Source organism: Corynebacterium sp. 51B, assembly GCF_008930785.1.
Classification (GTDB): Bacteria; Actinomycetota; Actinomycetes; order Mycobacteriales; family Mycobacteriaceae; genus Corynebacterium; species Corynebacterium megadyptis.
This window is the reverse complement of sequence record NZ_PQMK01000003.1, coordinates 37,560-63,347: the sequence shown is the minus strand read 5'-3', so window position 1 is coordinate 63,347 and position 25,788 is coordinate 37,560. Positions and strand designations below refer to the sequence as shown.

Here is a 25,788-nt window from a genome sequence, read left to right as displayed (position 1 = left end):
AGAGACGCGGCAGGAAGCCTTCGAGGGCCGCAAGAGGGAAGCCGCCAATCAACCCATGTGACACCCTCGGCTCCCGGGGAGGATTGTGACAGTGCCGTGCCTCTGGACAGTGAGAAAGTAATCGGCGGCAAGTTCGATCTGCTGCGGAGAGCACGTGTGGCTTCGCAGAACAAGATAAACACACCCTCAAACAAGAGGAACCGCGTGCCGAATGCTTTTAGCCGTGCAGGCGAGCAGCAGCTGTGCTCAGTGCTGCGGCAACGGAAGCCTCCGAGGTCGGGCCGAACCCCATGGCCCATGCCCGCTTGTTGTTCTCGCAGGTGTAGATGAAGGTGACGGTGGCTTCGAAGATGTCGAACTGGTGAAAGCTGAGGATTTCCACGCGGCGGCCCATATCGGCCAGCAGGTTGGTGACAGCAGAGCAGGGGCCGGTGGCGATGATTTCCCGAGTGGATTCGTGGCGTGTGCCCGTGGTGGTGTCGGTGATGTGGGCGGTGTAGCGGTAGCGGCCGCCGCGCAGGTTCTCACTCTCCAGGTGAGTGATGCGCATATCGCCCAGAGGGGCGTAGGTGGCGGCGAAGGTGCGCCATTCCATGCCGCGTGCTTCCTCCCGCAGGCCGCGGGGCAGGCGGTGGCCGAAGCGGGCGCGGAAGGGGTCCTCGGCAAAAGTGCGGGAGGTGGTGCGCTCGGCGGGGATCGGAGTGTGCGTGCTCGCCGGGGTAGGACGGCGGTGGTACTCGATGATGGTGGAGCGCTGAGACTGGGGAGCGTAGGTGGTGGTGGGCATGATGCCGGATCACATTCCTTTACAACGGAGCGAAAAACAACGGTGTGAAGGACTGAAAATTTCTTCGCCTGCGATGAGGCGGTTCTGGGGGTCTAACGACTACTGCCTTGTGCGGAGGTTTCAGTCCTCGCTGTGCGCTCCTCCGCCAAGGTACGTAGCCTTCAGTACTCGTACGCCCTTGAGTCCGGCGGCTCGAAGGGCCACGCTCTCATGGGGTGCGCGTGCGTTCGCGGCTAGGGCGCGAAGGCTGTGTGCTTGGCGGGTGATCATGTGGGGCATAGTAAGCCGTGTCACATGGCGGTGGCAAATGTTAGTCAGACGTAGAATGGGATGGGGGTACCCACAGGGTGGGATGGCAAGTGGGGTGAGGTGCATCAGTCGTTGGGTGCGGCTCGCAACGACGCCGCTGGGAATGCGTGTCTATAGGCGCAGGGGAGGGCGAGCCAGCCCTGCTACGGCTTCACCGCCATAGCGTGCGGCCTGTAAGTCCCACATGATTATTCATGGCAGTAACTCCTAAGGAGGAACCCCCATGGCCACCGATACAGGCGCCATCAGTGAAGAGGTAGAAGAGGTGGTATCCAAGGCGGGCTATGAGCCCCATGGATACTTCATTGAAGGCCTTGCCTCTTTCCTTCTTGCCTCGAACGGCCAAGCCCCTGAGGAGTTGAGCTTTGATAGCGAGGCCGGCATGTTCAGCGTCATCGGCAGTGAGGACGTCTTGGAGCCGTTGAAGCAACAGCTGAGCGAGCTATTCGCTAATCCTTCCGAACTGAAGAAGACCATTGACCGGGCCGTCGCTGCGGGCGTGGAGCTCGAAGACTAGCGCTTCAACAGCGAGCGCGCCGGCACTCATCGGCGTCGTGCAGTGAGCTGACGCTGCTCCCAGGGTGGGCATGAGGAGACGAAGCCATGCCTTTATGGAAAAGCCTGCGAAAGCAATATACGCCCTCCTAGCTGGCTGGGAGGGCGTATGTGTGAACAGGCGTCCCTACTTTGCGTAGTTCTGTAGGAAGATCGTCTCTGCAACGGCGATGGAGAGGATCTCTTCCGGATCGACCGACTCATTGGGGGAGTGGATGGTGCAGGAGGGTTCCTCTACGCCGAAGAGGGCGATCTCGGCCTCGGGGAACTTCTCCTGCAGCTTCGAGGTGAGCGGAATCGATCCGCCGGAGCCGATGACCACGGTCTCCTTGCCCTCATAGGCTGCAGAGAGGGCCTCGCCGAGCACGCTGAGCGTGGTGCTTTCCGGGGCGGTGGAGAAGGGTGAATTCACGTCAAAGACGCTGATGTCCACGTGCGCGCCCCAGGGGGTGTGGTTGATCAGGTGCTGCTTCAGTGCCTCGGCAACCTCCGCGGAGTCCAGTCCGGCCGGCACACGCAGGTTCAGCTGCGCCTCGGCGGTGGCGGGCACGGCATTGACGGCCTCGCTCACCGGGGTGGAGGTGAAGCCGATGATGCTCACGGCGGGACGCGCCCACAGCATATCTGCGGGGCTATCCTCCTCGGTGCCCATGATGTGGGTGCCCTCAAGCATGCCGGCGTCGGTGCGGAAGGTCTCGCGGTCATAGTCCATGCCCTGCCACTTCGCGGTGCAGTCCACGCCCTCGATCACGGTGCGGCCATGCTCATCGCGGAGCGAGTCCAGCATGCGCATGAGCGCGGCCACCGCATCCGGTGCGGCGCCGCCGAAGGAGCCGGAGTGCACGGCCGTGGCGAGGGTGTCGACCTTCACGTTCAGCAGTGCCCCGCCGCGCAGCGAGGTGGTGAGGGTGGGCACGCCCACGCCGGCGTTACCCGAGTCCGCGATGAGAATAGCATCGGCGGCGAAAAGCTCGGGGCGTTCGTCGATAAGCGCATCAAGGCCGGCGCCACCGCGCTCCTCGGATCCTTCAATAACCACCTTGATATTGCAGGACAGTCCGCCAATTTCCGCGAGGGTGCGCAGCACGGCGAGGTGCATCACGAGGTTGCCCTTACAGTCCGCGGCGCCGCGGGCGTACCAGCGGCCATCGCGCTCGGTGAGGGTGAACGCATTCGAGGTCCAGGCGCTCGGGTCGCCGGCGGGCACCACATCATAATGGGAATAGAGCAGCACCGTGGGCGCGGAATCATCGATCACCTTGGTGCCGATGAAGGTGCGGGTGCCGTCGATGGTGTCATAGGCGGTCACGTCCAGCCCGTGCTCGCGCAGGGCGGCCAGCACCCAGTCGCCGGCAGCGGTGTGCTCCTCCTTGAGCTCCTCCACGCTGTGTACAGAGTTAAAGGAGCAGAGCTCGGAGAGATCGGAAAAAATACGGCTTTTTTGCTTCTCGACGCTTGCTCGCGCCGCAGTAGGTGTAGTCATGGTGACCAGCGTACGCGGCACCCCGGTGCTCTTGCACTCAATAGGGTAGAGTGCTAGAACAGGTCTTAGCACTTGGACATTTCGAGTGCCAGCCTAGAACAAAGAGACAACGATAAACGCGGGTGAAGTTGGCATAATCAACACTCACCAACTGCAGCCGTCGCGGGCGCCCGCCGATATCGACGCTTGAGTGTCGTCCCTTAACTTGTATATAAGGAGCACTAAAACAACATGGCAAAGATCATCGCTTTTGATGAGGAAGCACGCCGTGGCCTAGAAAAGGGCCTGAACACCTTGGCTGACGCCGTGAAGGTGACCCTCGGCCCCAAGGGTCGCAACGTGGTTCTGGAGAAGAGCTGGGGTGCGCCGACCATCACCAATGACGGCGTGTCCATCGCGCGCGAGATCGAGCTCGAAGAGCCTTATGAGAAGATCGGCGCCGAGCTGGTCAAGGAAGTTGCGAAGAAGACTGACGATGTCGCCGGTGACGGTACCACCACCGCTACCGTGCTGGCCCAGGCTCTCGTCTCCGAGGGTCTGCGTAACGTCGCCGCTGGTTCCAACCCCATGGGCATCAAGCGCGGTATTGAGAGCGCCGTGAAGGCCGTGACCGAGAAGCTGCTCGAGGGTGCGAAGGAAGTCGAAACCCAGGAGCAGATCGCCGCGACCGCCGGCATCTCCGCTGCGGACCCCGCTATTGGCGCCAAGATCGCCGAGGCTATGTACGCCGTGGGCGGCGGCAAGCTGAACAAGGAATCCGTCATCACCGTCGAGGAGTCCAACACCTTCGGTGTGGATCTCGACGTCACCGAGGGTATGCGCTTTGATAAGGGCTACATCTCCGGCTACTTCGCTACCGACATGGAGCGTCAGGAAGCCGTCCTCGAGGATCCCTACATCTTGCTGGTTTCCGGCAAGATCTCCAATATCAAGGATCTGCTGCCGCTGCTGGAGAAGGTCATGCAGTCCGGCAAGCCGCTGCTCATCATCTCCGAGGATGTCGAGGGCGAGGCCCTGTCCACCCTCGTGGTGAACAAGATCCGCGGCACTTTCAAGTCCGTCGCCGTGAAGGCCCCGGGCTTCGGCGATCGCCGCAAGGCCATGCTGCAGGATATGGCTATCCTCACCGGCGGCCAGGTCATCTCCGAGGAGGTCGGCCTCTCCCTCGAGACCGCCGACATCCCGCTGCTGGGTACCGCCCGCAAGGTTGTGGTGACCAAGGACGAGACCACCATCGTTGAGGGTGCCGGTTCCGCCGAGCAGATCGAGGGTCGCGTCAACCAGATTCGCGCCGAGATCGAGAACTCCGACTCCGAGTACGACCGCGAGAAGCTGCAGGAGCGCCTGGCTAAGCTGGCCGGTGGCGTGGCAGTGATCAAGGTCGGCGCCGCCACCGAGGTGGAGCTGAAGGAGCGCAAGCACCGCATCGAGGATGCCGTGCGCAACGCCAAAGCTGCCGTGGAAGAGGGCATCGTTGCCGGCGGTGGCGTGGCCCTGCTGCAGGCCGCCCACGTGCTGGACTCCGATCTGGACCTCACCGGCGACGAGGCTATCGGCGTGAAGATCGTGCGCGCCGCACTCTCCTCTCCGCTGAAGCAGATCGCCGAGAACGCCGGCCTGGAGCCGGGCGTGGTGGCCGATAAGGTCTCCAACCTGCCCGTCGGCGAGGGCCTGAACGCCGCTACCGGCGAGTACCAGAACCTCATGGAGGCCGGCATCAATGACCCGGTGAAGGTCACCCGCTCTGCGCTGCAGAACGCTGCCTCCATCGCGGCTCTGTTCCTCACCACCGAGGCCGTCGTGGCCGACAAGCCGCAGCCCGCTGGCTCCGGTATGCCGGACGCCGACGCCATGGGTGGCATGGGCGGCATGATGTAAGCATCACCGCTCACACGCACTAACAAGCCTCAGATCCCGCACGGGTCTGAGGCTTGTGTGCTGTGCGCTAGCATCGGCAATCATGAACGCACCACGCATGAGGGTATCCATCGTGTCCGCGGGAGCAGTGGGCACAGCCATCGGGGAGAAGCTCGCCGCCGTCGGCCACCGCATCGATTACACGGACGCACCCGCCACGGCGGCGCCAGACACTGCCCAGCTGCTGGTGCTCGACGTTGCCGATAGCGACCTAGAGGCGGCGGTGGCCGAGCTCCTGCCACACGTGCAGCCGCGACAGATCGTTCTGCACACCGCCGCCAGCCACGGGGTAGGGGTGCTGCAGCCGCTGGCCGAGCGCGGGGCGCTCACTATCGCCGCCCATCCCGCCATGATCGCCGCCGATGCGGCGCGCCTCGATGGCTGCGGCTGGGGCGTGACTACGCGCGATGAGCTCGCCGCCACCGTTGCGGAACTGCTCATCACCGAGATGAACGGCCATGCCATCGCCATCGCCGAGCAGCAGCGGGATCTCTACGCCGCCGCCATGGCCCACGGCTCCCACCATGCGGCGGCGATCGCTGCCCAGACCGCCGAGCTGGTCGAGCAGTGTATGGATGCCCCCTCGATGCGGGGCGCGCAGCTGCTCAGCGAGCCGCTTGTGCAACAGAGCATGAGCCTCGCGCTCACCGGAGAGTTCACCCCCGCCGCCCCGGCCGATGCCGCCACCGTAGAGCGCCAGTTGGCTGCCATCGGCGCTGGTCCAGCCCGTGACAGCTATGTGGCCTTAACCCGGGCGCTCGCGGCGCACAGCGGTGAGGCAACGGTGTGGGAGGTGCTCGAGGCGGCGTCGACAAGCGAAGAAAAGGATTTCCGCTTTTGTCCAACGCAGCCGCGATCTCGGGACTAGACTGATTGGTATGGCTGACAAGAAAAAGAAGGATGAAGAGCTGCCCGTCATCGACCTTGCGGCAACCGAGGGTTATTACGTTGATGACTCGGATGAGGATGATCCGGTACTCGTTAAGCCCGATGGCAGCCCGGTGGATACGTGGTTTGAGAACTATCCCTATGACGACCGGATGAGCCGCGATGAGTACGAGCACGTCAAGCGCGCCCTCCAGATCGAGCTCTTGAAGTGGCAGAACTGGACCAAGGACACCGGCCAGGCGCACATCATTCTTTTCGAAGGCCGCGACGCCGCCGGTAAGGGCGGCACGATTAAGCGTTTTAATGAGCACCTCAACCCCCGCGGTGCCCGCACCGTGGCCTTAGAGAAGCCCTCGCCGCGCGAGTCCACCTCCTGGTATTTCCAGCGCTATATCGAGCACTTCCCGTGCGCCGGCGAGATCGTGTTCTTCGACCGCTCTTGGTACAACCGCTCCGGCGTGGAGCGCGTGATGGGCTTCTGCACCGAGGCGCAGCACGCCGAGTTCCTCCGCGAGGTGCCCATGCTGGAGAACATGATCATGGGCTCCGGTATTTCGCTGACCAAGCTGTGGTTCTCCGTGACGCAGAAGGAGCAGCGCACCCGCTTCGCGATTCGCCAGGTCGATCCCGTGCGCCAGTGGAAGCTCTCGCCGATGGACCTCGCATCCTTGGATAAGTGGGATGATTACACCCGCGCCAAGGAGGAGCAATTCCGCTATACGGACACCGATGAGTCGCCGTGGATCACCATTAAGTCCAATGACAAAAAGCGCGCCCGCATCAACGCCATGCGCTATGTGCTGAGCAAGTTCGAATACACCGGCAAGGATCACGAGCTGGTGGGCGAGCCCGATCCGCTGATTGTGCGTCGCGGCCGCGACCAGATCGGGGACTAGCCCTCTTCACGACACCAGGCGCCACCTATCGGTGGCGCCTGTGGCGTTTCTCGAGTGTTTCTCGCGGGCCGGCTCAGCGGGTCTGCGGTTCGATCGGGTTGCCCTGCCAGCGAGAATGGGGCGGTACCTGATCGCCGCGCATCACCAGCGAGGCCGGGCCCACGGTGGTGCCTTCGCCAATGGTGCTGGCGGGCAGCGCCACGGAGTGCGCCCCCAAGGTGGCCCCATCGCCAATGCTGACGGTATCGAGGCTCATCACACGGTCTTGGAAGAGGTGGGTCTGCACCACGGTGCCCGGGCCCACAGTGGCCCCGGCCCCTACATGGCAGAGATCCGCCTCGGGGAACCAATAGGACTCGATCCACGCGCCGCGGCCAATATCCGCGCCGAGGCTGCGCAGGCACATAGAGAGCGTTCCCGTGCCGAGAACGTGGGTGAGAATCCACGGCGCCGCCACTGTTTCCACGAAGGCGTCTTGCAGCTCGTTGAGCCACACAAAGCGGCTCCACAGGGGATGATCCTCGGCGCGGATGGCGCGCACGCACAGCCACTTCATCGCCGCGGTTACCGCCATGGCCACCGCCCCGGCGGCCATGAGTAGCAGCCCGCCGCAGAGAACCAGCACCACCGCAGCGCCTGGGCCCAGCGCGAGCAGCAGGGCCTGCAGCGCCGCCGCCACTGCCACCGCGAGTGTCGCCGAGGTCATCGGCGCTAAGAGTCGCAGGGTTTCCACGATGCCGCGGCGCGCTTTGAGTGAGGTGGGCGGATCATAGGTCACGGTCGTGCCCCCTCCGGCGCAGGCCTCGACGCGGCGCATGCGCTCGGGCGGGGAGCCCCACCAATTGGATCCCGCCTTCGGCTTCTTCGGCGTCGAGGACAGCACCGCCACTAGGGAGTTCTTGCTCAGCTTCCGGCCGGGCCCGGTCACACTGGAGTTGCCGAGGAAGCTCCTCTTGCCCACTTTGCAGCGATCCACATACAGCCAGCCGCGGCCGAGTTCATAGCTGGCGATGGAGGTGTCATCGGCGAGGAAGGCACCAGCGCGCACCTCGGTGAGGGCGGGGATCATTACGGCGGTGGATACCTCGGCATCGGCGCCGATGCGGGCTCCCAGGCTGCGCAGCCACACCGGGGTGAGCTGCGCGGCATAGAGCGGGAAGAGATAGTGCCGGGCATCGTCCATGAGCCGGTGGATGGTCCACGCCCGCCAGCCGCCCACCGAGCGCACCGGCACCACCCCGGGTGTTAAGCCGAGCTGGAGGGCGCGCACCAGCACCCAGATCTCCACGGTCAGGACGCCAAAGGCCACGAGGGCGCCCAGCGGGGCGGCGGCGAGGGCCACCAGCACAGTGGAGACAGAGCTAGGCGCGAGCTGGGTGGTGGCTGCCACCACGGTCGCACCAGCGGCCAGGGCCAGGATGGGCACGAGCCCCAGCAGCAGGGAGGTGAGATAGTACACCGGCACCCAGCGGGCATTGCGCGGCGGCGGCGAATCCGGGAAGTCATCCTTCGGCTTGCCCACCTTGCGGGCCGGCGAGCCCGCCCAGCGGGACCACTTCTTCACCTTCTTATCCCCAGTCACGCACGAGCCCGGCTCCACCTGGGCGCCTTCGGCGATGCGGCTGCCCGGCAGCAGCACCGAGCGGGCCCCCACCCGGGCATAGGCGTCGATGCGCACTGGGCCCACGTGCAGGGTATCGCCATCGAGCCAATAGCCGGAGAGCTCCACCTCCGGCTCCACACAGCAAAAATCGCCGAGGCGCAGCAGCCCCGTGACGGGGGCGGGGGTGTGCAGGTTCACGCCCTTGCCCACGCGGGCGCCCAGCATGCGGGCGAAGCTCACCGTGAACGCCGCCGAGGAGATCGACCGGGCGCCACAGACATCCGCTACTCGTTCTGCCGCCCAGATGCGCAGGTGCACACTCCCGCCGCGCGGATAGTCCCCGGCCGTGATGCCGCGGGTGAGCAGCCGAATGATGCCGGCCGCCAGCGGCAGCCGCCCCAGCGGGGTGAGAAAGACCAGCGCGCACAGCAGCGATAGCTGCCAGGGCACCGGCACCGCCCAGTCCACCAGCGGCATCCCGCTCGGCAGGGAGAGAAGAGTATTGATAATGAAGAGCCAGCTCACCCACTGGGCGGCCCGCAGCGCCATCACCGGGATCTGAATGAGCTCCTGGGCTAGGCGGCTGCGGCGAGACACCGGGGCGCAGGCGCGCCGGGAGCTGGTGTCCTCCGGCACCGGGGTGCCGAGGCTGTCGAGATAATCGGCGAGCGCCCCGAGGCGCGGCCGGTCATAGAGATCCCGCACAGACATGGTGGGGATGCGTTCACGGATCCGACCCACCAGGGTGGCGGCGGCAAGCGAGGTGCCGCCGAGGGAGAAGAAGTCCGCCTGCGGGCCGTCCACGGCCACGCCGAGCACGTCTACCCACACGGTGGCGAGCCAGCGCTCGGTTTCGCTCATGCCCTCGCTACGCACGGTGGCGCTCGGCAGCGGCCAGGGCAGGGCGCGCTTGTCTACCTTGCCGGCGGTGGTGACGGGCAGCTCCTCCATCACATGCATTCTGGGCACCAGCGCGGCGGGCATGAGCTCGGCGAGCCGTTGCTGCGCCCGCGCCATATCGAATCCGGTGGCCGGGTCGTCGAGGGAGACATAGCCCACCAGCACGGAATCGCCGCCACCGGTTTTTTGCACCACCACCGTGGAGGAGCGCACATTCTCCACGCTGGATAGCCCCGCATCCACTTCGCCGAGTTCGATGCGGCGGCCGCCAATTTTTACCTGATCGTCTATGCGGCCCACGAAATAGAGGCCGTCTTCTTCTAGGCGCACGTGATCGCCGGAGGCATAGCCCCGCTCCCAGCCGAGGGCGGGCAGCGGGGCGTATTTTTCGGCGTCCTTGTCCGGGTCGAGATACCGGGCCAGCCCCACGCCGCCGATGATGAGCTCGCCCACCTCGCCCACAGCCACCGGCTCGCCCGCGCTATCGACCACCGCCAGATCCCAGCCATCCAGCGGCAGCCCGATACTCACGGGCCGGCCGGGCTGGAGCTGGGTGCCGCAGGCCACCACCGTCGCTTCGGTGGGGCCATAGGTATTCCACATTTCGCGCTGCGGGGTGGCGAGCCGCTCGATGAGCTCCTGGGAGCAGGCCTCGCCGCCGACGATGAGCAGGCGCACATTATCTAAAGCCTCATCCGGCCACAGCCCGGCGAGGGTCGGCACGGTGGAGACCACAGTGATACCGCGGCGAATCAGCCACGGCCCGAGGTCCATTCCGGAACGCACCAGCGAGCGCGGGGCCGGCACGAGGCACGCGCCGTGCCCGAAGGCCAGCCACATTTCCTCGCAGGAGGCGTCGAAGGCCACCGAGAGCCCGGCGAGCACGCGATCCTCGGGGCCGAGCGGGCCGCCTGGGGAGTCCACGAGGAACCAGCGCCCCTCGGCGTCCACGAAGGCGGCGGCGCTGCGATGCGTCACGGCCACCCCCTTCGGGGTGCCGGTGGAGCCGGAGGTAAAAATAATCCAGGCATCATCGTCCACGGTGGGCGGGCCGGGCGGATAGGCCTGTGGCAGCGGCGCGACGAGTCGCGGGCCGGCGGCGTCGATAAGCGCATCGATATGCGCCTCGCCAAAGACCAGCGCGGCGCGCTCGGCGGGATCATCGGCATCCACCGGCACATAGGCCGCGCCGGCCAGTAGCGTGCCCAGAATGGCCACATAGAGCTGGGCGCTTCCCGACGCTATCTGGATGCCCACCCTGGCGCCGCGGCCAATACCGAGAGCCTGTAGCTGCTCGGCGGTGGCGCGCACCTCGGTCATGAGCTCGGCATAGGTGAGCACGGTGCCGTCGTCGATAGCGGCGGCGTGCGGATGGGTGGCGGCGGTGGCGCTGAGGATATCAATAAGTGTGCGCGCCTCGGGGGCGCGCACACGGGCACTATATTGGGGCAGCAGCACGCCGATTAGTCCTCGTCGAAGGCCTCGGTGGCCATGATGGCCTTGGCCAGCTTGCGGAGGTGCTTGAGCTGCTTATTCGTGGATTCGTCCAAGGCATGATCCTCGGCCGCAGCCATAATCTCGGCGAGGTGATCGCGGGCCTTGGTGCCCTTCTTGGTGGTGGTGACGATCTGGCGGCGGCGATCCTGCTTATCGCGCTCGCGCTTCACCCACTTCTTTTCTTCGAGGGCGTCGATGAGCCGCACCATATCGGAGGCGTCCATGGAGAGGATGTCGCAGAGCTTGGACTGGCTGGAGGCGCTCGACGTGGCGAGACAGCACAATACCCAGTACTCCCGCAGGTTGGTGTTTTCTTCCTGCAGCGCGGCCTCGACCTCGTCGCGGATGCGTCTGCGGAGCCGTTCTAATTGAAAGGAGGGGGATTCAAGCAACATCTGGGGGAGATCAGGATGTATGGCCATAGCCACAAGTGTAGCCAACCGAACCTAAAAAAGAGCGCATAGCAGCAAAAAGGAGCCGGCCCACCCCCTTCGATCTCCACTTCGAAGGGAGGAACCGACTCCTCATACCTGATCCTAGACAGATCACATCTGTCATACAAGAATGCTCTACTTGCCGTAGCGCTCCACGGAGTCCTGCAGGATCTTCTCGGCCTCGGCCTTGGTGCCCCAGCCGGAGCCTTGAACTTCCTTATTGGGCTCGAGATCCTTGTAGTGCACGAAGAAGTGCTCGATCTCATCGCGCAGGGACTGCGGCACATCCTCGATATCTTGGATGTCGTCCCAGCGGACATCGTCGATCACGCAGAGCAGCTTGTCATCGCCGCCGGCCTCATCGGTCATCTTGAATACGCCGACGGGGCGGGCTTCTACGATCACGCCGGGGAATACGGGCTCGGGCAGGATCACTAGCGCGTCCATGGGGTCGCCATCCTCGCCCAGGGTGTGGTCAATGAACCCATAGTCCAAGGGGTAGGCCATCGGGGTGAACAGGTAGCGGTCCAGGTACACCTTGCCGGACTCGTGGTCCACCTCGTACTTATTGCGGGAGCCCTTGGGAATCTCGATGGTTACTTCAACAGACATGGTGTGAGCTGCAGCCCCTTTCGGCTGGGAAACGTTCGGGTTGTTCATACTGCGACCCTCTGGAGGGTCTGCTCCTATCGTAGCGTGGCCTATAATCGCTCGGGTACGTGCGGCGCAGAAGAGTTCGCATAGGAGTTAAAGGGAAGAGATGTCTGCGAAGGCGAAGAGTTCTAAGACGTGGTGGGTCACCTCTATCGTTGTGGCCGGTGCCGCGGTCGGCTCCATCGCTGGGGTGGGCATCGATGCCTATGTGACCGAGCGTGGTCTCAGCCACCCCGAGGTGGTGAGCGCCCACGCCGTGACCGGTAGCTTCAGCCCCGCCGAGCCGAGCGCCGAGGTAGACAATGGGCAGCTGGGCGCCCAGGTGGCCGAGCTGGCCAGCGATTCGCGCCTGGGTTCTTTCGCCGGGGTGCTCATCGATACCACCACGGGCGAGCAGGTGTGGTCGCTCAACCCCGATGAACAGATGCGCCCGGCCTCCGCCACCAAGCTGCTCACCGCCGCGGCCGCGCTCATCGCGCTGGGCGAGGACGATCGGCTCACCACCACCGTCCACGACGCCGACGAGGGCACCGTGGTGCTCAAGGCCGCGGGCGATGTGATGCTCAATGACGCCATGCTCGACCAACTCGCCGCGCAGCTCTCCGGGGTTCCGGTGGAGGCCGTGGCCATGGACATCTCCGTGTGGCCGGAGGAGGAGTTCAGTTCGAAGTGGAATAAGAGCGATATTGGCGGCGGCTATATCGCGCCCATGCAGCCGATGATGCTCAATGGCGCCCGCATGGGTGCCGACTCTGGCGATGTGCCGCGCTCCACCACCTCGGCGGAGGATGTGGCCCACGCCCTGGCGGAGAAGCTGGGAGTGGAGTTTATCGGCACCGCGGAGGCCACCGGCCCGACCTTGGCGAGCGTCACCTCCGAGCCGCTGACGGTGCGCCTGCACACCATGATGGTGCATTCGGACAATGTGATGGCCGAAGCCTTTGGCCGGGAGGTGGCGGTGCACACCGGCTATCCCGCTACCCAGGATGGCTCCCGAGACGCCACTCTGGCGGTGCTGGCGGAGCACGGTATCGACACCAGCGGCATGGACATGGTGGACAATTCCGGCTTGTCCCAGCAGAACGCCATCTCCACGGCCGCCTTCGCCCGGGTACTCAGCGCCGTGACCAGCGACCCCGTGCTGCGGCCATTGCTGGATACTTTGCCGGTGGCCGGCGGCGAGGGAAGTCTCAGTTCCCGTTTCAGCGGCAGCCCCGGCGAGGGCTGGGTGCGCGCCAAGACGGGCACGCTCACCGATACCGCGGCGCTCGCGGGGCTGATCCCCGCCGAGAATGGCCATAGCTATGCTTTCGCGTTCATCTGCAATGACGCCTCCATCCTGCCGGCGCGCGCCGCGATGGATGAGATTGCCTCCTCGATCCGTTCCTTCTAGCCCATGCCCACCCACATCGGCGAGATTCCCCTGCCGCGGCGCAGCCCGCACTTTCTTGCTTGTCGACGCCACGTCCGCGCCTTCACCACCCCCGTGGCGGCCATTGGTCTCTCGGGCGGGCCGGACTCGCTTGCCCTGGTGGCGGCCGCCATCGCCGAGGGGGTGCAGGTGCGTGCGATCTGCGTGGACCATCAGCTACAGCCCGGCTCCCGCGAGGTAGCGGAACGCGCCGCAGCCACCGCCCGCCGCATGGGCGCGAGTGCCGTGGTGGTACCCGTGACGGTGGATGCCCGTTCCGGTGGGATGGAGGCGGCGGCTCGGCGGGCCCGCTATGCCGCCCTGCAGCAGCACGCGGATTCCTGGCCGCTGTGGGTGGCCCACACCCTCGACGATCAGGCCGAGACGCTGCTGCTGTCTGCGCTGCGCGGCCGGGTGACGGGCATGGCGGCGCGGGATCGCCACGTACAGCGGCCTTTTCTTGGCCTGCGCCGCGCGGATACCGAGGGAGCCTGCGCGGAGCTGGGCTTATCCCCGTGGCAGGATCCGCAGAATGCGGATACGGGGCTGCGTCGAGTAGCGATCCGCTCTGCGGTCTTGCCGCTTTTGTCCGAGATCAGCGGCGCGGATGTGGCGCCTGCCCTCGCCCAGGCCGCCGCCACCGTGCGCGAGGATGCGGACTTTCTTTCCACCCAGGTGCCCGAGATCGACGCCGAGGGGGTGAGCGTGGCGCTGGCTGCCGAGCCGCGGCCGCTGCGGGTGCGGGCCATTATTGCATTCTTGCGCCAACACGACGCAGCCGTGTCAGCGGCGATCATTGACGCCGTCGATGCGCTCTTGGTGGATTGGCATGGCCAAGGTGGGGTAGCGGTGGGGAAAACATCGGAGGGGCTACGATTGGTCGTGCGCCGAAAAAGTGGCACACTCGTCATGGACGAATCCCCCTAATTAGCAGCTAGGAACCATCATGGAATCTGCCAAGGACATCGCCGTTCCCGCGGGCAAGTATCACGACGACATCGAAGACGTGATCATCGACGAAAACACCCTGCACGCACGCATCCGCGAGCTCGCCGACACGGTGAGCAAGGAGTATGCCGACATTGAGGATGACCTCGTGCTGGTGTGCGTGCTCAAGGGCGCGGTGTATTTCATCACCGATTTCTCCCGCGAGCTCTCCATTCCCGCGCAGATGGAGTTCATGGCGGTCTCCTCCTATGGCAACTCTGTGTCCTCCTCCGGCGTGGTGCGCATCCTCAAGGATCTGGACCGCGATATCGCCGGTAAGCACGTGCTCATCGTGGAGGACATCATCGACTCCGGTCTCACCCTCTCGTGGTTGATGAAGAACCTCAGCAACCGCCAGCCCGCCTCCCTCAAGGTGGTCACGCTCTTGCGCAAGCCGGAAGCTGTGTCCGCCAAGGTGGAGCTTCTCGACGTTGGCTTTGACATCATCAATGCGTTCGTTGTTGGCTATGGCCTCGACTATGCCGAGCGCTATCGCGATCTGCCGTATATCGGTTTGCTCAAAGAACGCGTGTATAAGGACTAAACTCAAAGACCTCATATGAAGAACAAAAAGATCCTCAATATCGGGCTCATCGCGGCTGTTGTGCTGGTGGGGCTGTTCCTCATCGTGCAGCTCACGGACGATACCCGCTCCTACCGCGAGGTAGACACCTCGGTGGCGCTCACCCAGCTCACTGACAAGAACGCCAAAGAGGTGCGTATCGATGACCGCGAACAGCGGGTACTCATCGAGCTGAAAGAACCCATCTCCGTGGACAAAACCGAGGGCGTGGAGAAGGTCCAAACCCAGTACCCGGCCCGCACCGCCCCGGAGATCTTCGACCGCGTCACCCAGGCCGATCCGGAGAAATTCACCACCAAGGTCACGCGGGATTCCTTCATCGGCTCGATGCTGACGATGATGCTGCCTCTGCTGCTCATCTTCGCCCTCATCATGTTCTTCTTCAGCCGCATGCAGGGTGGCGGCATGGGCCCCTTCGGTTTCGGTGGCTCCAAGGCCAAGGAACTCACCAAGGACATGCCCACCAACACCTTCGAGGATGTGGCCGGCGCGGATGAGGCTGTGGATGAGCTCCACGAAATCAAGGATTTTCTGCAGGATCCCAGTATCTACGAGAAGCTGGGGGCAAAGATTCCCCGCGGCGTGCTGCTGTACGGCCCTCCCGGTACCGGTAAAACCCTGCTGGCTCGCGCCGTCGCCGGCGAGGCTGGGGTTCCTTTCTACTCCATCTCGGGCTCCGACTTCGTGGAGATGTTCGTGGGCGTGGGCGCCTCGCGCGTTCGTGACCTGTTCAAGCAGGCCAAGGAGAATAGCCCCTGCATCATCTTCGTCGATGAGATCGACGCCGTCGGCCGCCAGCGCGGCGCCGGCATGGGCGGCGGCCACGATGAGCGTGAGCAGACCCTCAACCAGTTGTTGGTGGAGATGGACGGCTTCGGCGACCGCCAAGGCGTAATCCTCATGGCCGCCACCAACCGCCCCGATATCTTGGACCCGGCACTGCTGCGTCCGGGGCGCTTCGACCGCCAGATCCCGGTGACCAATCCAGACTTGAAGGGCCGCGAGAAGATTCTCGAGGTCCACGCCAAGGGCAAGCCCTTCGCCGCCGATGCCGATCTCAAGGCGCTGGCCAAGCGCACCGCCGGCATGTCCGGCGCGGACCTGGCCAATGTGCTCAACGAGGCCGCCCTACTCACCGCGCGTGTGGGCGGCAGCGTGATCACCGCCGATGCGCTCGAGGAGGCCACCGATCGCGTGATCGGCGGCCCGCGACGCTCCTCCAAGGTGATCTCCGAGCAGGAGAAGAAGGTCACCGCCTATCACGAGGGCGGCCACACTCTCTCCGCGTGGGCGCTGAAGGATATTGAGCGCGTGTACAAGGTGACCATCCTGGCTCGCGGCCGCACCGGCGGTCATGCCATGACGGCCCAAGAAGACGATAAGGGCATGTACAACCGCAAGGAGCTATTCGCCCGGCTCGTCTTTGCCATGGGTGGGCGCTCCGCCGAGGAACTCGTCTTTGGTGCCCCCACCACGGGCGCGTCCTCCGATATTGAGCAGGCCACCAAGATCGCCCGGGCCATGGTGACCGAGTACGGTATGTCCCCCGAGCTTGGCCTCGTGAAATACGGGGAGGAACAGGGCGATCCCTTCGCCGGCATGGGCCGCGGCGGCTCGATCGAATACTCCGAGAAGGTGGCCGCCACCATCGACGACGAGGTGCGCTATCTGCTGCGCAAGGCGCACGAGACGAGCTACCGCATTCTGCGCGAGCACCGCGATACCCTCGATGCCCTGGCCTATAAGCTGCTGCAGAAGGAAACCCTGCGCCGCCCCGATCTGGAGGCCTTGTTCACCGATATCGAGCCTCGCGGCGTGGAAGAGGTCTTCCCCTCCGAGGACATCGACTTCCCGGCTCAGCTCGACCGCGAACCGGTCAAGACCCCCGTGGAGGAGGCCATCGAGCGCGGTGAGGAACCGCCGCGGCCCTTCTCTCTGCTCGAGGCATCGAAGGCAGCGAGGGCGCGTCGTGAAGCGGAGATGGCCAAGCGCCAGCAGGAGCTGTCTCCCGTCGCCCCCGAACAGGGCCCGTGGACTCCGAAATCCGGCTCCACCCCCAACTACGGCACCCCGCCGCCGAAGGGCTGGACCGTGCCGGGCTGGCCGCAGCAACAGCAGCCGCAGCAGCAGCCGCAGCCAGAGCAGCAGCCGGACCCGCAGAAGCAGCACCCGGGCGTGGAAAACTACGGCGAGAACACCGAGGTTATCGGCTTCCGTCTGCCGGAGCGGGAGCGCCCCGACGAGGACGAGCACTATAACGGCAGCCACCGGGCGCAGGAGTAAGAAGCGATGAGCGAGCACGAGTTTGACGCCGACCGCATTGAGCGTGCGGTGCGCGAGATCCTGATCGCTATCGGTGAAGACCCAGACCGTGAGGGCCTCGCCGCCACCCCAGGCCGGGTGGCGCGCGCCTATGAGGAGATCTTCGCCGGGCTGCGCGAGGATCCCGCCGACGTGCTAAACACCACCTTCGATGAGGGGCACCGCGAGCTGGTGCTGGTGCGCGATATTCCTATCTATTCGGTGTGCGAGCATCACCTCGTGCCCTTCTATGGGCGCGCCCATATCGGCTATATCCCGGGCAGCAATGGCACCGTCACCGGCCTATCCAAGTTGGCTCGGCTGGTGGATCTTTATGCCAAGCGCCCGCAGGTGCAGGAGCGGCTGACCACCCAGGTGGCCGATGCCCTCGTGCAGAAGCTGGGCGCGCACTCGGTGATCGTGGTGATCGAGTGCGAGCACATGTGCATGGGGATGCGCGGTATCCGTAAGCCCGGTGCCATGACCACTACCTCGGCGGTGCGTGGTGGTTTCCAACGCTCCGCTGCCTCGCGTGCCGAAGTCCTCAGCCTGATCCGCGGATGCTAGGAATACTGTCATGACCACCCTCGCTTCCCTTCGTCATCCGCACCGTGCCACGGTGATGGGCATCGTGAACGTCACCGAGGATTCCTTCTCGGATGGCGGCAAGTATCTCGACCCCGAGGTGGCGGTGCAGCACGCCCGCCGGCTCGTGGCCGAGGGCGCGGACATCATCGACGTCGGCGGGGAATCCACCCGCCCCGGCGCCACGCGGGTGGATCCCGTGCTGGAACGTGAGCGGGTGGTGCCGGTGATCGCGGCCCTGCACGCTGCGGGGATTAAGATCTCCGTGGATACTATGCGCGCCAGCGTGGCCGCGGCCGCCGCAGCGGCAGGGGTGGATTTGATCAATGATGTCTCCGGCGGTCTCGCCGATCCGGAGATGCGCGCCGTGATGGCCGAGACGAACCTGCCGGTGTGCCTGATGCACTGGAAGGCCGCGACCTTCGGCAATGCCTCCGGCGCCGCGCATACCCCGGGCAGCGTGGTGGAGGATGTGCGCCGCGCGCTCGCCGAGCTCACCACCGCCGCCATCGACGCCGGGGTGCGGCCGGAGAATATCACCGTGGATCCGGGGCTGGGCTTCGCGAAAACCGCCTTGGATAACTGGCAGCTGTTGCACAACCTGGATGTGTTTACCTCCGGTGAGTTCCCGGTGCTGGTGGGGGCGTCCCGGAAGCGCTTCCTCACGGCTATTCGCGTGGGGCGCGGTCTCGATTCCGCGCCGGATCCGGCCACGGCCGCCGTCACAGCGATCGCCGCGCAGCAGGGCGCGTGGTGTATTCGCGTGCACGATGTGGCGGTATCCCGCGATGCCGTGGATGTGGCCCAGCTGTGGAATCACCCCGGCGATGTGGAGGAGAGCTAGTGGCTGATCGCATTGAACTTACCGGCTTGGAGGCCACCGGTTATCACGGGGTCTTCGACTTCGAGAAGCGCGAGGGCCAGCGCTTCATTGCGGATATCACGTGTTGGTTGAACTTTCCCCGCGAGGATAATCTCGCCGGCACCGTGCACTATGGCGAGCTCGCCGAGCTGGCCCACGCCGTGCTCACCGGCCCGCCCGCCGATCTCATCGAGACGGTGGCCTCCACTATTGCCGAGCGCGCCATGGAGACCTTCCCGCAGTTGCATGCCATCGAGGTGCGCATCCACAAACCCGAGGCCCCCATCGAGCTGCCCTTCCGCGATGTGGCCGTGGTGGCTCGTCGCTCCCGGAGGACGTAGGTGGCTATGCGCGCGGTGATATCGATCGGCTCTAACACGGGCGCTTCCCGACAGCATCTGGCCAGCGTCCTCCACGAGTTCGATGAGGAGCTGGTGGCCTGCTCCTCTCTCTACGCCACCCCGCCCTGGGGTGTGGAGGATCAGCCGGACTTCCTCAATGCCGTGCTCATCGTGGACACCGATTCCTCCCCGCGGGAGTTGCTCGCCCGTGGCCAGGCCCTTGAAACCCGCGCCGAGCGGGTGCGTCTGCGCCGGTGGGGCCCGCGCACCTTGGACGTAGACATCGTGGACATCGACGGCTTCAGCAGCACGGATCCCGTACTGACGGTCCCGCACCCTTATGCCCATCAGCGCGGCTTTGTGCTCATTCCATGGCACGAGATCGCTCCCGACGCCGTCCTCGGTGGTAGCTCCGTGAGCGCGCTTATCGACGCTCTCCCGGCCGCCGACCGCGCCGCCATTACTCCGATCGATAAGGTGATCGCATGAAACGCACCCGCATTTCTTTGCTGCTGGCTGCCGGCGGCTTCACCGCGCTCGCTGGGGCGATCCTGACTTGGGGCCGTTATGGCTCCTTGGTGACCGTCTCGGCGACGGCCTCGGTGACGCTCTGGGCGATGGCGCTGATCTGCGTGGTCTTGGGCAGAAGGGTGCGCGAGAACGTCGATCACAGCAATATCGGCATGGACCGCTCCCAGCTCAACCCCACCACCGCGGCGCTGTGGCTGGTGGTGGCGAAGGCCTCGGCGTGGACCGGCGCGATTGTGGGCGGCTGGTATGTGGGCATGGCCACGTTCGTGGTTCCCAAGGCCGCCACGCTCACCGCCGCCCAGAATGATCTGCCCGGGGTCGTGACCTCCGCCGCGGCGGGCGTGGCTTTGGCCGCCGCCGGAATATATCTCGAGCGTGGATGCAGCGTGCCGCCCTCAGCAGATGGAGAACCCGCCTGACGTGCCGCGCGGGCTCAGCCCACGAGAAGGTAGTTTTAGGTAGATTAAGGACTCATGAGCTCCCCCACCCCTCCTGAAGAACAGCAGCACGCCGAACAAAGTGACAAAGGCCAGATCGCGCTGATCGTGTTGGTGGTGCTGGCACTTGCCGCCAGTTTGCTCATGTTGTTCATGAACAATGACGCGATGATGAAGCTCGCCGTGCTCGCCGCCCTCTGGGCCGCGGTGCTGGGCTTTTTCCTTGTGTTCCGCTATCGCAACCAGGTTGAGGAGGCGACTGCGGCGCTGAACGTGCAGCGGGATCTTTATGAGGAGAAGTTGGAGCGCGAGCGCGCCGATCACCGCGCCGAGCAGCTGGAGATCGAACAGGATTATCTCGAGGCCCTCCGCGAGGAGCGCGAGGAGAACATCGCCATTATGCGGGAGCAGCTCGATATCGTGCGCGAGCAGCTGGAGCGGCTAACTGGTCAGGTCTACTACGAGCCGACCACGCTCAGCGCCGCCGCCGAGCGCATTCACGAGATCGAGGAGGCTTCCAGTATCCGCTGGGATCCGCAGCCGGAGCAGCCCCGCAGCTCTTCGCCCTTTGATGCGGAGACCACCGTGTTCGATCGCGTCGAGGAGACCCCGGAGCCCGAGCCTGCACCGGAACCGGAACCGGAACCGGAGCCGGAGCCCGAGCCGCTGTGGGAGCCCGAACCAGAACCGGAACCCAAACCTGAGCCCGCACCGGAGCCTGAGCCCGTGTGGGCCCCTGCCCCCGAGCCGGAGCCGGAGCCCTCGCACCATGGCCGCCGCCGCGCCGATGAGCGCAGCGGGTCGGTGTCTGTGGCTGATCTGCTGAAGAATTTCAAAAAATAATGGCTTTTGAACCTGGTGCAGCACGGGTGATCGATTCCCCCGAGATGCTGCGCACCTTCGCTTCCGCTATGCGTAAAACGGGCCGCCCCGTCGTGCTCGTGCCGCTGAGTGAGTCTTGGGCGCCACAGCATGTGGCCTTGGTGCGTGCCGCGCGCACGGTGCCGCGTGCCGTTGTGGTGGTAGTGGGGGACTGCCCCGAAGAGCATGCCCGCGAGCTGGGCGTGGATGCCCTCGCCGCCGAGCTGGCCCCGCCGGCGCTGAGCGTGCGCCTCGATGCCCCGAGTCTTGAGCCGCTGGAAGCCCGCCTGTCTGCGATGCTTCGCCTGCTGGTGCTGGTGAATCCGCATCAGGTGGTGCTCAGCGAACGCGATTTTGAGTTCATGCTGCTCACCCAACGCCTGATCTCCGAGTATGGTTTCGCCACCGCGGTGCGCGGGGTGCCGCCGACTCGTTCCGCTGCGGGTGTGGCTCTGCAGCCCGCCCTGGCCGAGCTGTCTGCGGAGCAGGTTGATCGGGCCACGGTGCTGTCTGCGGCCCTGCTGGCTGCCACGCACCGCGCCGAGGAGGGCGCCGCAGCGGTGCTCGCCACCGCCCGCGAGATTCTCTCGGGGATGGACGCGGAGTATGTGGAGCTGCGCGATGCCCGCACCTTCGGCCCAGCCCCCGAGCGCGGCGAGGCCCGCCTGCTCGTGGCCGCCACTATTGACGGGGTGCGGCTCATCGATAATGTCGGCGTGCCCGTCGGCATCGGGTTCAAGAACCTCAGCGAGGACTAAACACGGAAAAATCGGTGTAAAATATATAAGGGTATATTCACCTTCCTCTTTCTAGGAGTTACCCATGGATTCCTCCACCGTCGCCCTTGGCGTGCTGAGCGATCTTCCCATCGCCCGCGAAGCCACCACCTCCCGCGTCCTCGTCAATAACGAGCACCTGCGCACTGTCGTCTTCAGCTTCGACGCCGGCCAGGTCCTCACCGAGCACGCCTCTCCCCGCGCCGTCGTCGTGCAGCTTCTCGACGGCCGCCTGAGCTTCACCGTTGCCGGCGAGAAGCACGAGATGCACCCCGGCGACGTGATCTATCTCGCCCCCAATGAGCGCCACGCCCTCGAGGCCCTCGAACCCTCCCATATGAGCCTCGTGATGGTGGATGTCAATGCCGCGTAAAGGGCCCGCCGAAAAATACCTGCAAGGGCACTGGCTGCTGGCCAGCATGGGCAAGCGCGTGCTGCGCCCCGGAGGTATCGAGCTGACCACCCGCCTCATCGAGGCCGCGCAGCCCACCTCCTCTGACCGCATTGTGGAGCTCGGGCCCGGAGTGGGGCGCACCGCCGAGATACTGCTGGCGGCACATCCTCGCAGTTACCGCGGCGTGGACCCTAATCCCGAGGGCAGCGCCCAGCTGGCCGAGGTGCTGCGCGGCCACCCCGAGGCCGAGCAGGTGGTGGCAGATGCCCGCTCCCACGAGCTGCCCGATGGCTCCGCCGATCTGGTGGTGGGGGAGGCCATGCTCACCATGCTCAGCACCGAGGATAAAAAGGCAGTCATGGAGCGAACCTATCGTCTCCTTGCCCCCGGTGGCCGCTATGCGATCCACGAGCTCGCCGTCTCGGGCGACAATGCCACCGAGGTGTCGCGGGAGATTTCGCGCAGCATCAAGGTGGGTGCGCGCCCACTACCGGCTGAGGAATGGCAGCAGCTGCTGGAGGAGGCCGGCTTCGAGGTAGTTGCTACCGACACCAGCCCCATGCGGCTCTTGGAGCCCTCCCGCATCATCGCCGATGAAGGACTTGGTGGGGCGCTACGCTTCTTCTACCGCGTCCTCCGTAACCCCACTGCGCGGCGCCGTATTATGCAGATGCGCTCGGTATTTCGACGACACCGTGAGCAGCTCTCGGCGGTGGCTTTCGTGGCACGCAAAGGCTGCTAGGCTAAGCATTTGTGACGCAAGCGAATTCTCATCCTGTTGTGGTCGTCGATTTCGGCGCCCAGTATGCACAGTTAATCGCGCGCCGCGTGCGCGAGGCGAATATTTATTCCGAGGTGGTGCCCCACACAGCCACGGCTGAAGAGATCAAGGCCAAGAACCCGGCCGCATTGATTCTCTCCGGTGGGCCCTCCTCGGTGTACGCCGAAGGAGCACCGCGGCTCGATTCCGACATCTTTGAGCTCGGCCTGCCGATCTTCGGCATCTGCTATGGCTTCCAGTACATGACCGCCAGCCTGGGCGGCACCGTGGCAGCCACTGGCGCCCGCGAGTATGGCCGCACCGACCTCACCGCCACCGAGGGCGTGCTTCACGCCGGGCTCGAACCCACCCACAAGGTGTGGATGAGCCACGGCGATGCCGTGACCGAGGCCCCTGCGGGTTTCGCCGTCACCGCCACCACCGCCGGTGCGCCGGTTGCCGCATTTGAGAACGTCGACAAGCGCATGGCCGGCGTGCAATATCACCCCGAGGTGATGCACTCGCCGCATGGCCAGGAAGTGCTCGAACGCTTCCTCACGGAGATCGCCGGGCTGGAGCAGAACTGGACCGCCGAGAACATCGCCACCGAGCTCATCGACGCCGTCCGCGAGCAAGTGGGCGAGCAGGGCCGCGCGATTTGCGGCCTCTCCGGAGGCGTGGACTCCGCCGTCGCCGCCGCGCTCGTGCAGCGCGCCATTGGCGATCGCCTCACCTGCGTGTTCGTGGACCACGGGCTCTTGCGCGCTGGGGAGCGTGAGCAGGTGGAGCAGGACTTCGTGGCTGCTACCGGCGCCAAGCTGGTGACTGCGCACGAGGCCGATGCCTTCCTGGGCAAGCTCAAGGGGCTCACCGATCCGGAGGATAAGCGCAAGGCCATCGGCCACGAGTTCATCCGTTCTTTCGAGCGCGCCGTCGCCGGTGTGCTGGAGGATGCCCCCGAGGGCGCCAGCGTGGACTTCCTCGTGCAGGGCACCCTGTACCCGGATGTGGTGGAGTCTGGCGGAGGTTCCGGCACCGCCAATATTAAGAGCCACCACAACGTGGGCGGTTTGCCTGATGACGTGGAGTTCCAGCTCGTCGAGCCGCTGCGCCTGCTGTTCAAGGACGAGGTGCGCGCGGTGGGCCGCGAGCTGGGCCTGCCCGAGGAGATCGTGGGCCGCCAGCCCTTCCCCGGACCCGGCTTGGGCATCCGCATTATCGGTGAGGTCACCGAGGATCGCCTCGAGACTCTCCGCAAGGCGGATCTCATTGCCCGCACCGAGCTCACCGCAGCCGGTCTTGACGCTGAGATCTGGCAGTGCCCCGTGGTGCTGCTGGCCGATGTTCGCTCGGTGGGCGTGCAGGGCGATGGCCGCACCTATGGCCACCCGATCGTGTTGCGACCGGTCAGCTCCGAGGACGCTATGACCGCGGACTGGACCCGCCTGCCCTTTGATGTGCTGGAGAAGATCTCCACCCGCATCACCAACGAGGTGGAGGACGTCAACCGCGTGGTCTTGGACGTCACCTCCAAGCCCCCAGGAACTATCGAGTGGGAGTAACGGGCTCATCGTCCTTCGGGACGATCACGCCTGTGCTCAGCGCCACGAGCCGCTTCCTTCCGCAGTGAAGGGGGCGGTTTTCGTGTTCTCTATTCAGTTTTTAGGGTGTGTCAGGCATTAGAAGGGGGCGGGTTCGTTCCGGTCGAAGGGAACGGTGCCGGTGGCGGCCATGACGCGCTCATTCTTGTCGCGCTTGGCCTTTTTGCGATTCGTCATTCGGTCGTCCAGGCTGACGCGGCGCATCTTGGCGGAGACGCCCTCTGCGACGGAGCAGGAGATCTCGCCACTCTTGGAGCGCCAGGTGGTGGTGCCCTGCGGATCGACCGTGACGGTGTATTCGCCGAGGGTCTTCATGTTGTGGTGGCGCTTGCACAGCGGCTGCAGGTTCCATGTGGCCGTCATGTCACCCTCCTGCCATTCGGCGATGTGGTCGATCTCGCAGCGATTCGCGGGGACGGCACAGCCGGGGTGGTTGCAGCACCCATAGCGGGCGATGACTTCATGCCGCTGCGCCTCGGTGGGCTGGTAGCCGGGTTTCTCCGAATCGGAGAGCAGCTGGAGGTGTGTGATCCAGTTGAGGATCTCCTCCGTGGCGAGATCCCCCAGCCAGCCGGTGGTGGGGGTCCAGGCGCCCTTGTTGAACCAATCCCCGTAGACGTGCATGACCACGTCGAGGTCGATGGTGTTGAGGATGAGCCCGAGCAGCCCATCGGCGCGGGTGCGCCCCTGCGTCGCCGCCTTAGTGATGGCTTCGGCGACGAGGGTGCCGCGATGGGCATCCAGGTTGGCGGTGATGGTCACTGTGTTGCTCAGCGGGTTGTGGTTGATGTCTACCCACTCGCGCTCCTCTCGCTGGGGGTCAGGCTCATCTGTTTCTGCGGCCGGCGGGTCGATCATGCGCAGTATCTCCGCGATGCGCGAGCTCAGCCAGTAGGGGCCTTTGAGGGCCTGGTGGTCGACGCGGGGGAGTATCCGGTCCAGAAAGCGCACCTCGAATTCGGCGATGAACTCATCCTCTATGGCCTCGACTCCGTAGGTAAAGGCCCACAGATGGGCGTCGTTGAATACTGGCCGGGAGTTGAGAAAGGCGGCGACTAAGGGGAATCGTCTTAGCGTCCGCGCGAGGTCGAGGTGTTTGAGAATATAGCCGTCGGTGCAGCTAAAGCGTTTCGCCATGTGGGAGCAGAAGGCGTCGTAGTGCTCCTCATCGGCTTCGTACTGTCGCAGTAAATGCAGGGCTAAGCGGATGCGGCGAGCATTCTCGGCCAGGGGGTCGAACTCGCTCAGCCCCAGTTCGGTGCTCAGCGGGGAATCAGCCTCCCAGTGGCGTTCGTGGCAGAAGCGCCGGGACCCATCGGCCATCCGTTGTCTCACTGAGCTATAGCCAAAGATGCTTCGGTAGTGCTGATCGTCGGGGAGGGGAAACGCTGTGGGATCTATCATGTGCTGTCCTTGTGTCGGGTGGTGGTTTTGG

General features: G+C 65.0%; 24 protein-coding genes. 18 read left to right on the top strand and 6 right to left on the bottom strand.

What is annotated here, in order from left to right:
• Positions 1 to 217: 217 nt before the first annotated feature.
• Complete coding sequence (locus tag GBB14_RS04700) at positions 218 to 787, bottom strand: acetyl-CoA acetyltransferase (RefSeq protein ID WP_151530184.1); 570 nt, start codon at positions 785 to 787, stop codon at positions 218 to 220.
• A 532-nt stretch (positions 788 to 1,319) separates the two neighbouring features.
• Between GBB14_RS04700 and GBB14_RS04695 the strand changes: the two genes are divergently transcribed.
• On the top strand, positions 1,320 to 1,613 hold the full coding sequence (locus GBB14_RS04695; RefSeq protein WP_151530185.1) for an Imm51 family immunity protein: 294 nt from the start codon (positions 1,320 to 1,322) through the stop codon (positions 1,611 to 1,613).
• Between the two features lie 165 nt (positions 1,614 to 1,778).
• On the opposite strand, the gene GBB14_RS04690 is transcribed toward GBB14_RS04695, so the two are convergent.
• On the bottom strand, positions 1,779 to 3,134 hold the full coding sequence (locus GBB14_RS04690; RefSeq protein ID WP_151530186.1) for a dipeptidase: 1,356 nt from the start codon (positions 3,132 to 3,134) through the stop codon (positions 1,779 to 1,781).
• A 231-nt stretch (positions 3,135 to 3,365) separates the two neighbouring features.
• Between GBB14_RS04690 and groL the strand changes: the two genes are divergently transcribed.
• The 3 genes from groL (at position 3,366) to ppk2 (ending at position 6,835) form a co-directional block, all read left to right on the top strand.
• Complete coding sequence (gene groL / locus GBB14_RS04685; protein WP_151530187.1) at positions 3,366 to 5,012, top strand: chaperonin GroEL; 1,647 nt, start codon at positions 3,366 to 3,368, stop codon at positions 5,010 to 5,012.
• Between the two features lie 82 nt (positions 5,013 to 5,094).
• Complete coding sequence (locus GBB14_RS04680) at positions 5,095 to 5,919, top strand: DUF2520 domain-containing protein (protein WP_151530188.1); 825 nt, start codon at positions 5,095 to 5,097, stop codon at positions 5,917 to 5,919.
• Between the two features lie 10 nt (positions 5,920 to 5,929).
• On the top strand, positions 5,930 to 6,835 hold the full coding sequence (gene ppk2 / locus GBB14_RS04675; protein ID WP_151530189.1) for a polyphosphate kinase 2: 906 nt from the start codon (positions 5,930 to 5,932) through the stop codon (positions 6,833 to 6,835).
• Between the two features lie 73 nt (positions 6,836 to 6,908).
• Here the strand turns inward: ppk2 and GBB14_RS04670 are convergent, their stop codons facing one another.
• The 3 genes from GBB14_RS04670 to GBB14_RS04660 all read right to left on the bottom strand — a co-directional run bounded on the left by GBB14_RS04670 (position 6,909) and on the right by GBB14_RS04660 (position 11,881).
• Positions 6,909 to 10,796 (bottom strand): Pls/PosA family non-ribosomal peptide synthetase, encoded by a 3,888-nt coding sequence (locus GBB14_RS04670; protein ID WP_151530190.1) that lies wholly within the window; start codon positions 10,794 to 10,796, stop codon positions 6,909 to 6,911.
• A gap of 5 nt (positions 10,797 to 10,801) precedes the next feature.
• Positions 10,802 to 11,257: a MarR family winged helix-turn-helix transcriptional regulator gene (locus GBB14_RS04665; protein WP_151530191.1), complete on the bottom strand. Its 456-nt coding sequence runs from the start codon at positions 11,255 to 11,257 to the stop codon at positions 10,802 to 10,804.
• Between the two features lie 147 nt (positions 11,258 to 11,404).
• Positions 11,405 to 11,881 (bottom strand): inorganic diphosphatase, encoded by a 477-nt coding sequence (locus GBB14_RS04660; RefSeq protein ID WP_151530192.1) that lies wholly within the window; start codon positions 11,879 to 11,881, stop codon positions 11,405 to 11,407.
• Between the two features lie 148 nt (positions 11,882 to 12,029).
• Here GBB14_RS04660 and dacB point away from each other — a divergent pair, with 148 nt between their 5' ends.
• From dacB to guaA, 14 genes are all read left to right on the top strand, one after another.
• Positions 12,030 to 13,316, top strand: coding sequence for a D-alanyl-D-alanine carboxypeptidase/D-alanyl-D-alanine-endopeptidase (dacB, locus tag GBB14_RS04655; RefSeq protein ID WP_151530193.1), 1,287 nt, complete (start codon positions 12,030 to 12,032; stop codon positions 13,314 to 13,316).
• A 3-nt stretch (positions 13,317 to 13,319) separates the two neighbouring features.
• Positions 13,320 to 14,261 (top strand): tRNA lysidine(34) synthetase TilS, encoded by a 942-nt coding sequence (gene tilS / locus GBB14_RS04650; protein ID WP_151530194.1) that lies wholly within the window; start codon positions 13,320 to 13,322, stop codon positions 14,259 to 14,261.
• Positions 14,262 to 14,280: 19 nt separating this feature from the next.
• A complete protein-coding gene (gene hpt, locus GBB14_RS04645; RefSeq protein WP_151530195.1) occupies positions 14,281 to 14,865 on the top strand; it encodes a hypoxanthine phosphoribosyltransferase in 585 nt (194 codons plus the stop codon).
• A gap of 15 nt (positions 14,866 to 14,880) precedes the next feature.
• Positions 14,881 to 17,187 carry an ATP-dependent zinc metalloprotease FtsH gene (ftsH, locus tag GBB14_RS04640; protein WP_151530196.1) on the top strand — a complete coding sequence of 769 codons (2,307 nt, stop codon included), beginning with the start codon at positions 14,881 to 14,883 and terminating at the stop codon, positions 17,185 to 17,187.
• A 6-nt stretch (positions 17,188 to 17,193) separates the two neighbouring features.
• The gene (gene folE / locus GBB14_RS04635) at positions 17,194 to 17,772 is read left to right on the top strand and encodes a GTP cyclohydrolase I FolE (RefSeq protein WP_151530197.1); all 579 of its coding nucleotides are present in this window, start codon (positions 17,194 to 17,196) and stop codon (positions 17,770 to 17,772) included.
• A gap of 10 nt (positions 17,773 to 17,782) precedes the next feature.
• Positions 17,783 to 18,634: a dihydropteroate synthase gene (gene folP, locus GBB14_RS04630; RefSeq protein ID WP_151530198.1), complete on the top strand. Its 852-nt coding sequence runs from the start codon at positions 17,783 to 17,785 to the stop codon at positions 18,632 to 18,634.
• Positions 18,634 to 18,993 carry a dihydroneopterin aldolase gene (gene folB, locus GBB14_RS04625; protein ID WP_151530199.1) on the top strand — a complete coding sequence of 120 codons (360 nt, stop codon included), beginning with the start codon at positions 18,634 to 18,636 and terminating at the stop codon, positions 18,991 to 18,993. The genes folP and folB overlap by 1 nt, the downstream gene beginning before the upstream one ends.
• A 6-nt stretch (positions 18,994 to 18,999) precedes the next feature.
• Positions 19,000 to 19,482, top strand: a complete 483-nt coding sequence (folK, locus tag GBB14_RS04620) for a 2-amino-4-hydroxy-6-hydroxymethyldihydropteridine diphosphokinase (RefSeq protein WP_151530200.1) — start codon at positions 19,000 to 19,002, stop codon at positions 19,480 to 19,482.
• Positions 19,479 to 19,943, top strand: coding sequence for a DUF3180 domain-containing protein (locus GBB14_RS04615; RefSeq protein ID WP_151530201.1), 465 nt, complete (start codon positions 19,479 to 19,481; stop codon positions 19,941 to 19,943). The genes folK and GBB14_RS04615 overlap by 4 nt, the downstream gene beginning before the upstream one ends.
• 54 nt (positions 19,944 to 19,997) lie before the next feature.
• Positions 19,998 to 20,804, top strand: coding sequence for a DUF6779 domain-containing protein (locus GBB14_RS10600; RefSeq protein ID WP_192796216.1), 807 nt, complete (start codon positions 19,998 to 20,000; stop codon positions 20,802 to 20,804).
• Positions 20,804 to 21,580 (top strand): pantoate--beta-alanine ligase, encoded by a 777-nt coding sequence (locus tag GBB14_RS04605; RefSeq protein ID WP_151530202.1) that lies wholly within the window; start codon positions 20,804 to 20,806, stop codon positions 21,578 to 21,580. The genes GBB14_RS10600 and GBB14_RS04605 overlap by 1 nt, the downstream gene beginning before the upstream one ends.
• Before the next feature lie 64 nt (positions 21,581 to 21,644).
• Positions 21,645 to 21,971 (top strand): cupin domain-containing protein, encoded by a 327-nt coding sequence (locus tag GBB14_RS04600; RefSeq protein ID WP_151530203.1) that lies wholly within the window; start codon positions 21,645 to 21,647, stop codon positions 21,969 to 21,971.
• Complete coding sequence (locus tag GBB14_RS04595; protein WP_151530204.1) at positions 21,955 to 22,734, top strand: class I SAM-dependent methyltransferase; 780 nt, start codon at positions 21,955 to 21,957, stop codon at positions 22,732 to 22,734. Before GBB14_RS04600 ends, GBB14_RS04595 begins: the two co-directional genes overlap by 17 nt.
• A gap of 11 nt (positions 22,735 to 22,745) precedes the next feature.
• Positions 22,746 to 24,314 carry a glutamine-hydrolyzing GMP synthase gene (gene guaA, locus GBB14_RS04590; protein ID WP_151530205.1) on the top strand — a complete coding sequence of 523 codons (1,569 nt, stop codon included), beginning with the start codon at positions 22,746 to 22,748 and terminating at the stop codon, positions 24,312 to 24,314.
• A 117-nt stretch (positions 24,315 to 24,431) separates the two neighbouring features.
• On the opposite strand, the gene GBB14_RS04585 is transcribed toward guaA, so the two are convergent.
• Positions 24,432 to 25,676, bottom strand: coding sequence for an HNH endonuclease signature motif containing protein (locus GBB14_RS04585; RefSeq protein ID WP_151530206.1), 1,245 nt, complete (start codon positions 25,674 to 25,676; stop codon positions 24,432 to 24,434).
• Positions 25,677 to 25,788: the final 112 nt, after the last annotated feature.

What these genes read in the sequence shown, in the direction of transcription:
- dacB (WP_151530193.1), top strand. Translation starts at nt 12,030, where the DNA reads ATGTCTGCGAAGGCGAAGAGTTCTAAGACGTGGTGGGTCACCTCTATC.
- GBB14_RS04595 (WP_151530204.1), top strand. Translation starts at nt 21,955, where the DNA reads ATGTCAATGCCGCGTAAAGGGCCCGCCGAAAAATACCTGCAAGGGCAC.
- GBB14_RS04615 (WP_151530201.1), top strand. Translation starts at nt 19,479, where the DNA reads ATGAAACGCACCCGCATTTCTTTGCTGCTGGCTGCCGGCGGCTTCACC.
- GBB14_RS04690 (WP_151530186.1), bottom strand. Translation starts at nt 3,134, where the DNA reads ATGACTACACCTACTGCGGCGCGAGCAAGCGTCGAGAAGCAAAAAAGC.
- groL (WP_151530187.1), top strand. Translation starts at nt 3,366, where the DNA reads ATGGCAAAGATCATCGCTTTTGATGAGGAAGCACGCCGTGGCCTAGAA.
- GBB14_RS04660 (WP_151530192.1), bottom strand. Translation starts at nt 11,881, where the DNA reads ATGTCTGTTGAAGTAACCATCGAGATTCCCAAGGGCTCCCGCAATAAG.
- GBB14_RS04700 (WP_151530184.1), bottom strand. Translation starts at nt 787, where the DNA reads ATGCCCACCACCACCTACGCTCCCCAGTCTCAGCGCTCCACCATCATC.
- folK (WP_151530200.1), top strand. Translation starts at nt 19,000, where the DNA reads ATGCGCGCGGTGATATCGATCGGCTCTAACACGGGCGCTTCCCGACAG.
- folP (WP_151530198.1), top strand. Translation starts at nt 17,783, where the DNA reads ATGACCACCCTCGCTTCCCTTCGTCATCCGCACCGTGCCACGGTGATG.
- ppk2 (WP_151530189.1), top strand. Translation starts at nt 5,930, where the DNA reads ATGGCTGACAAGAAAAAGAAGGATGAAGAGCTGCCCGTCATCGACCTT.
- GBB14_RS04605 (WP_151530202.1), top strand. Translation starts at nt 20,804, where the DNA reads ATGGCTTTTGAACCTGGTGCAGCACGGGTGATCGATTCCCCCGAGATG.
- GBB14_RS04585 (WP_151530206.1), bottom strand. Translation starts at nt 25,676, where the DNA reads ATGGCCGATGGGTCCCGGCGCTTCTGCCACGAACGCCACTGGGAGGCT.
- GBB14_RS04600 (WP_151530203.1), top strand. Translation starts at nt 21,645, where the DNA reads ATGGATTCCTCCACCGTCGCCCTTGGCGTGCTGAGCGATCTTCCCATC.
- tilS (WP_151530194.1), top strand. Translation starts at nt 13,320, where the DNA reads ATGCCCACCCACATCGGCGAGATTCCCCTGCCGCGGCGCAGCCCGCAC.
- folE (WP_151530197.1), top strand. Translation starts at nt 17,194, where the DNA reads ATGAGCGAGCACGAGTTTGACGCCGACCGCATTGAGCGTGCGGTGCGC.
- GBB14_RS10600 (WP_192796216.1), top strand. Translation starts at nt 19,998, where the DNA reads ATGAGCTCCCCCACCCCTCCTGAAGAACAGCAGCACGCCGAACAAAGT.
- GBB14_RS04665 (WP_151530191.1), bottom strand. Translation starts at nt 11,257, where the DNA reads ATGGCCATACATCCTGATCTCCCCCAGATGTTGCTTGAATCCCCCTCC.
- hpt (WP_151530195.1), top strand. Translation starts at nt 14,281, where the DNA reads ATGGAATCTGCCAAGGACATCGCCGTTCCCGCGGGCAAGTATCACGAC.
- GBB14_RS04695 (WP_151530185.1), top strand. Translation starts at nt 1,320, where the DNA reads ATGGCCACCGATACAGGCGCCATCAGTGAAGAGGTAGAAGAGGTGGTA.
- GBB14_RS04680 (WP_151530188.1), top strand. Translation starts at nt 5,095, where the DNA reads ATGAACGCACCACGCATGAGGGTATCCATCGTGTCCGCGGGAGCAGTG.
- ftsH (WP_151530196.1), top strand. Translation starts at nt 14,881, where the DNA reads ATGAAGAACAAAAAGATCCTCAATATCGGGCTCATCGCGGCTGTTGTG.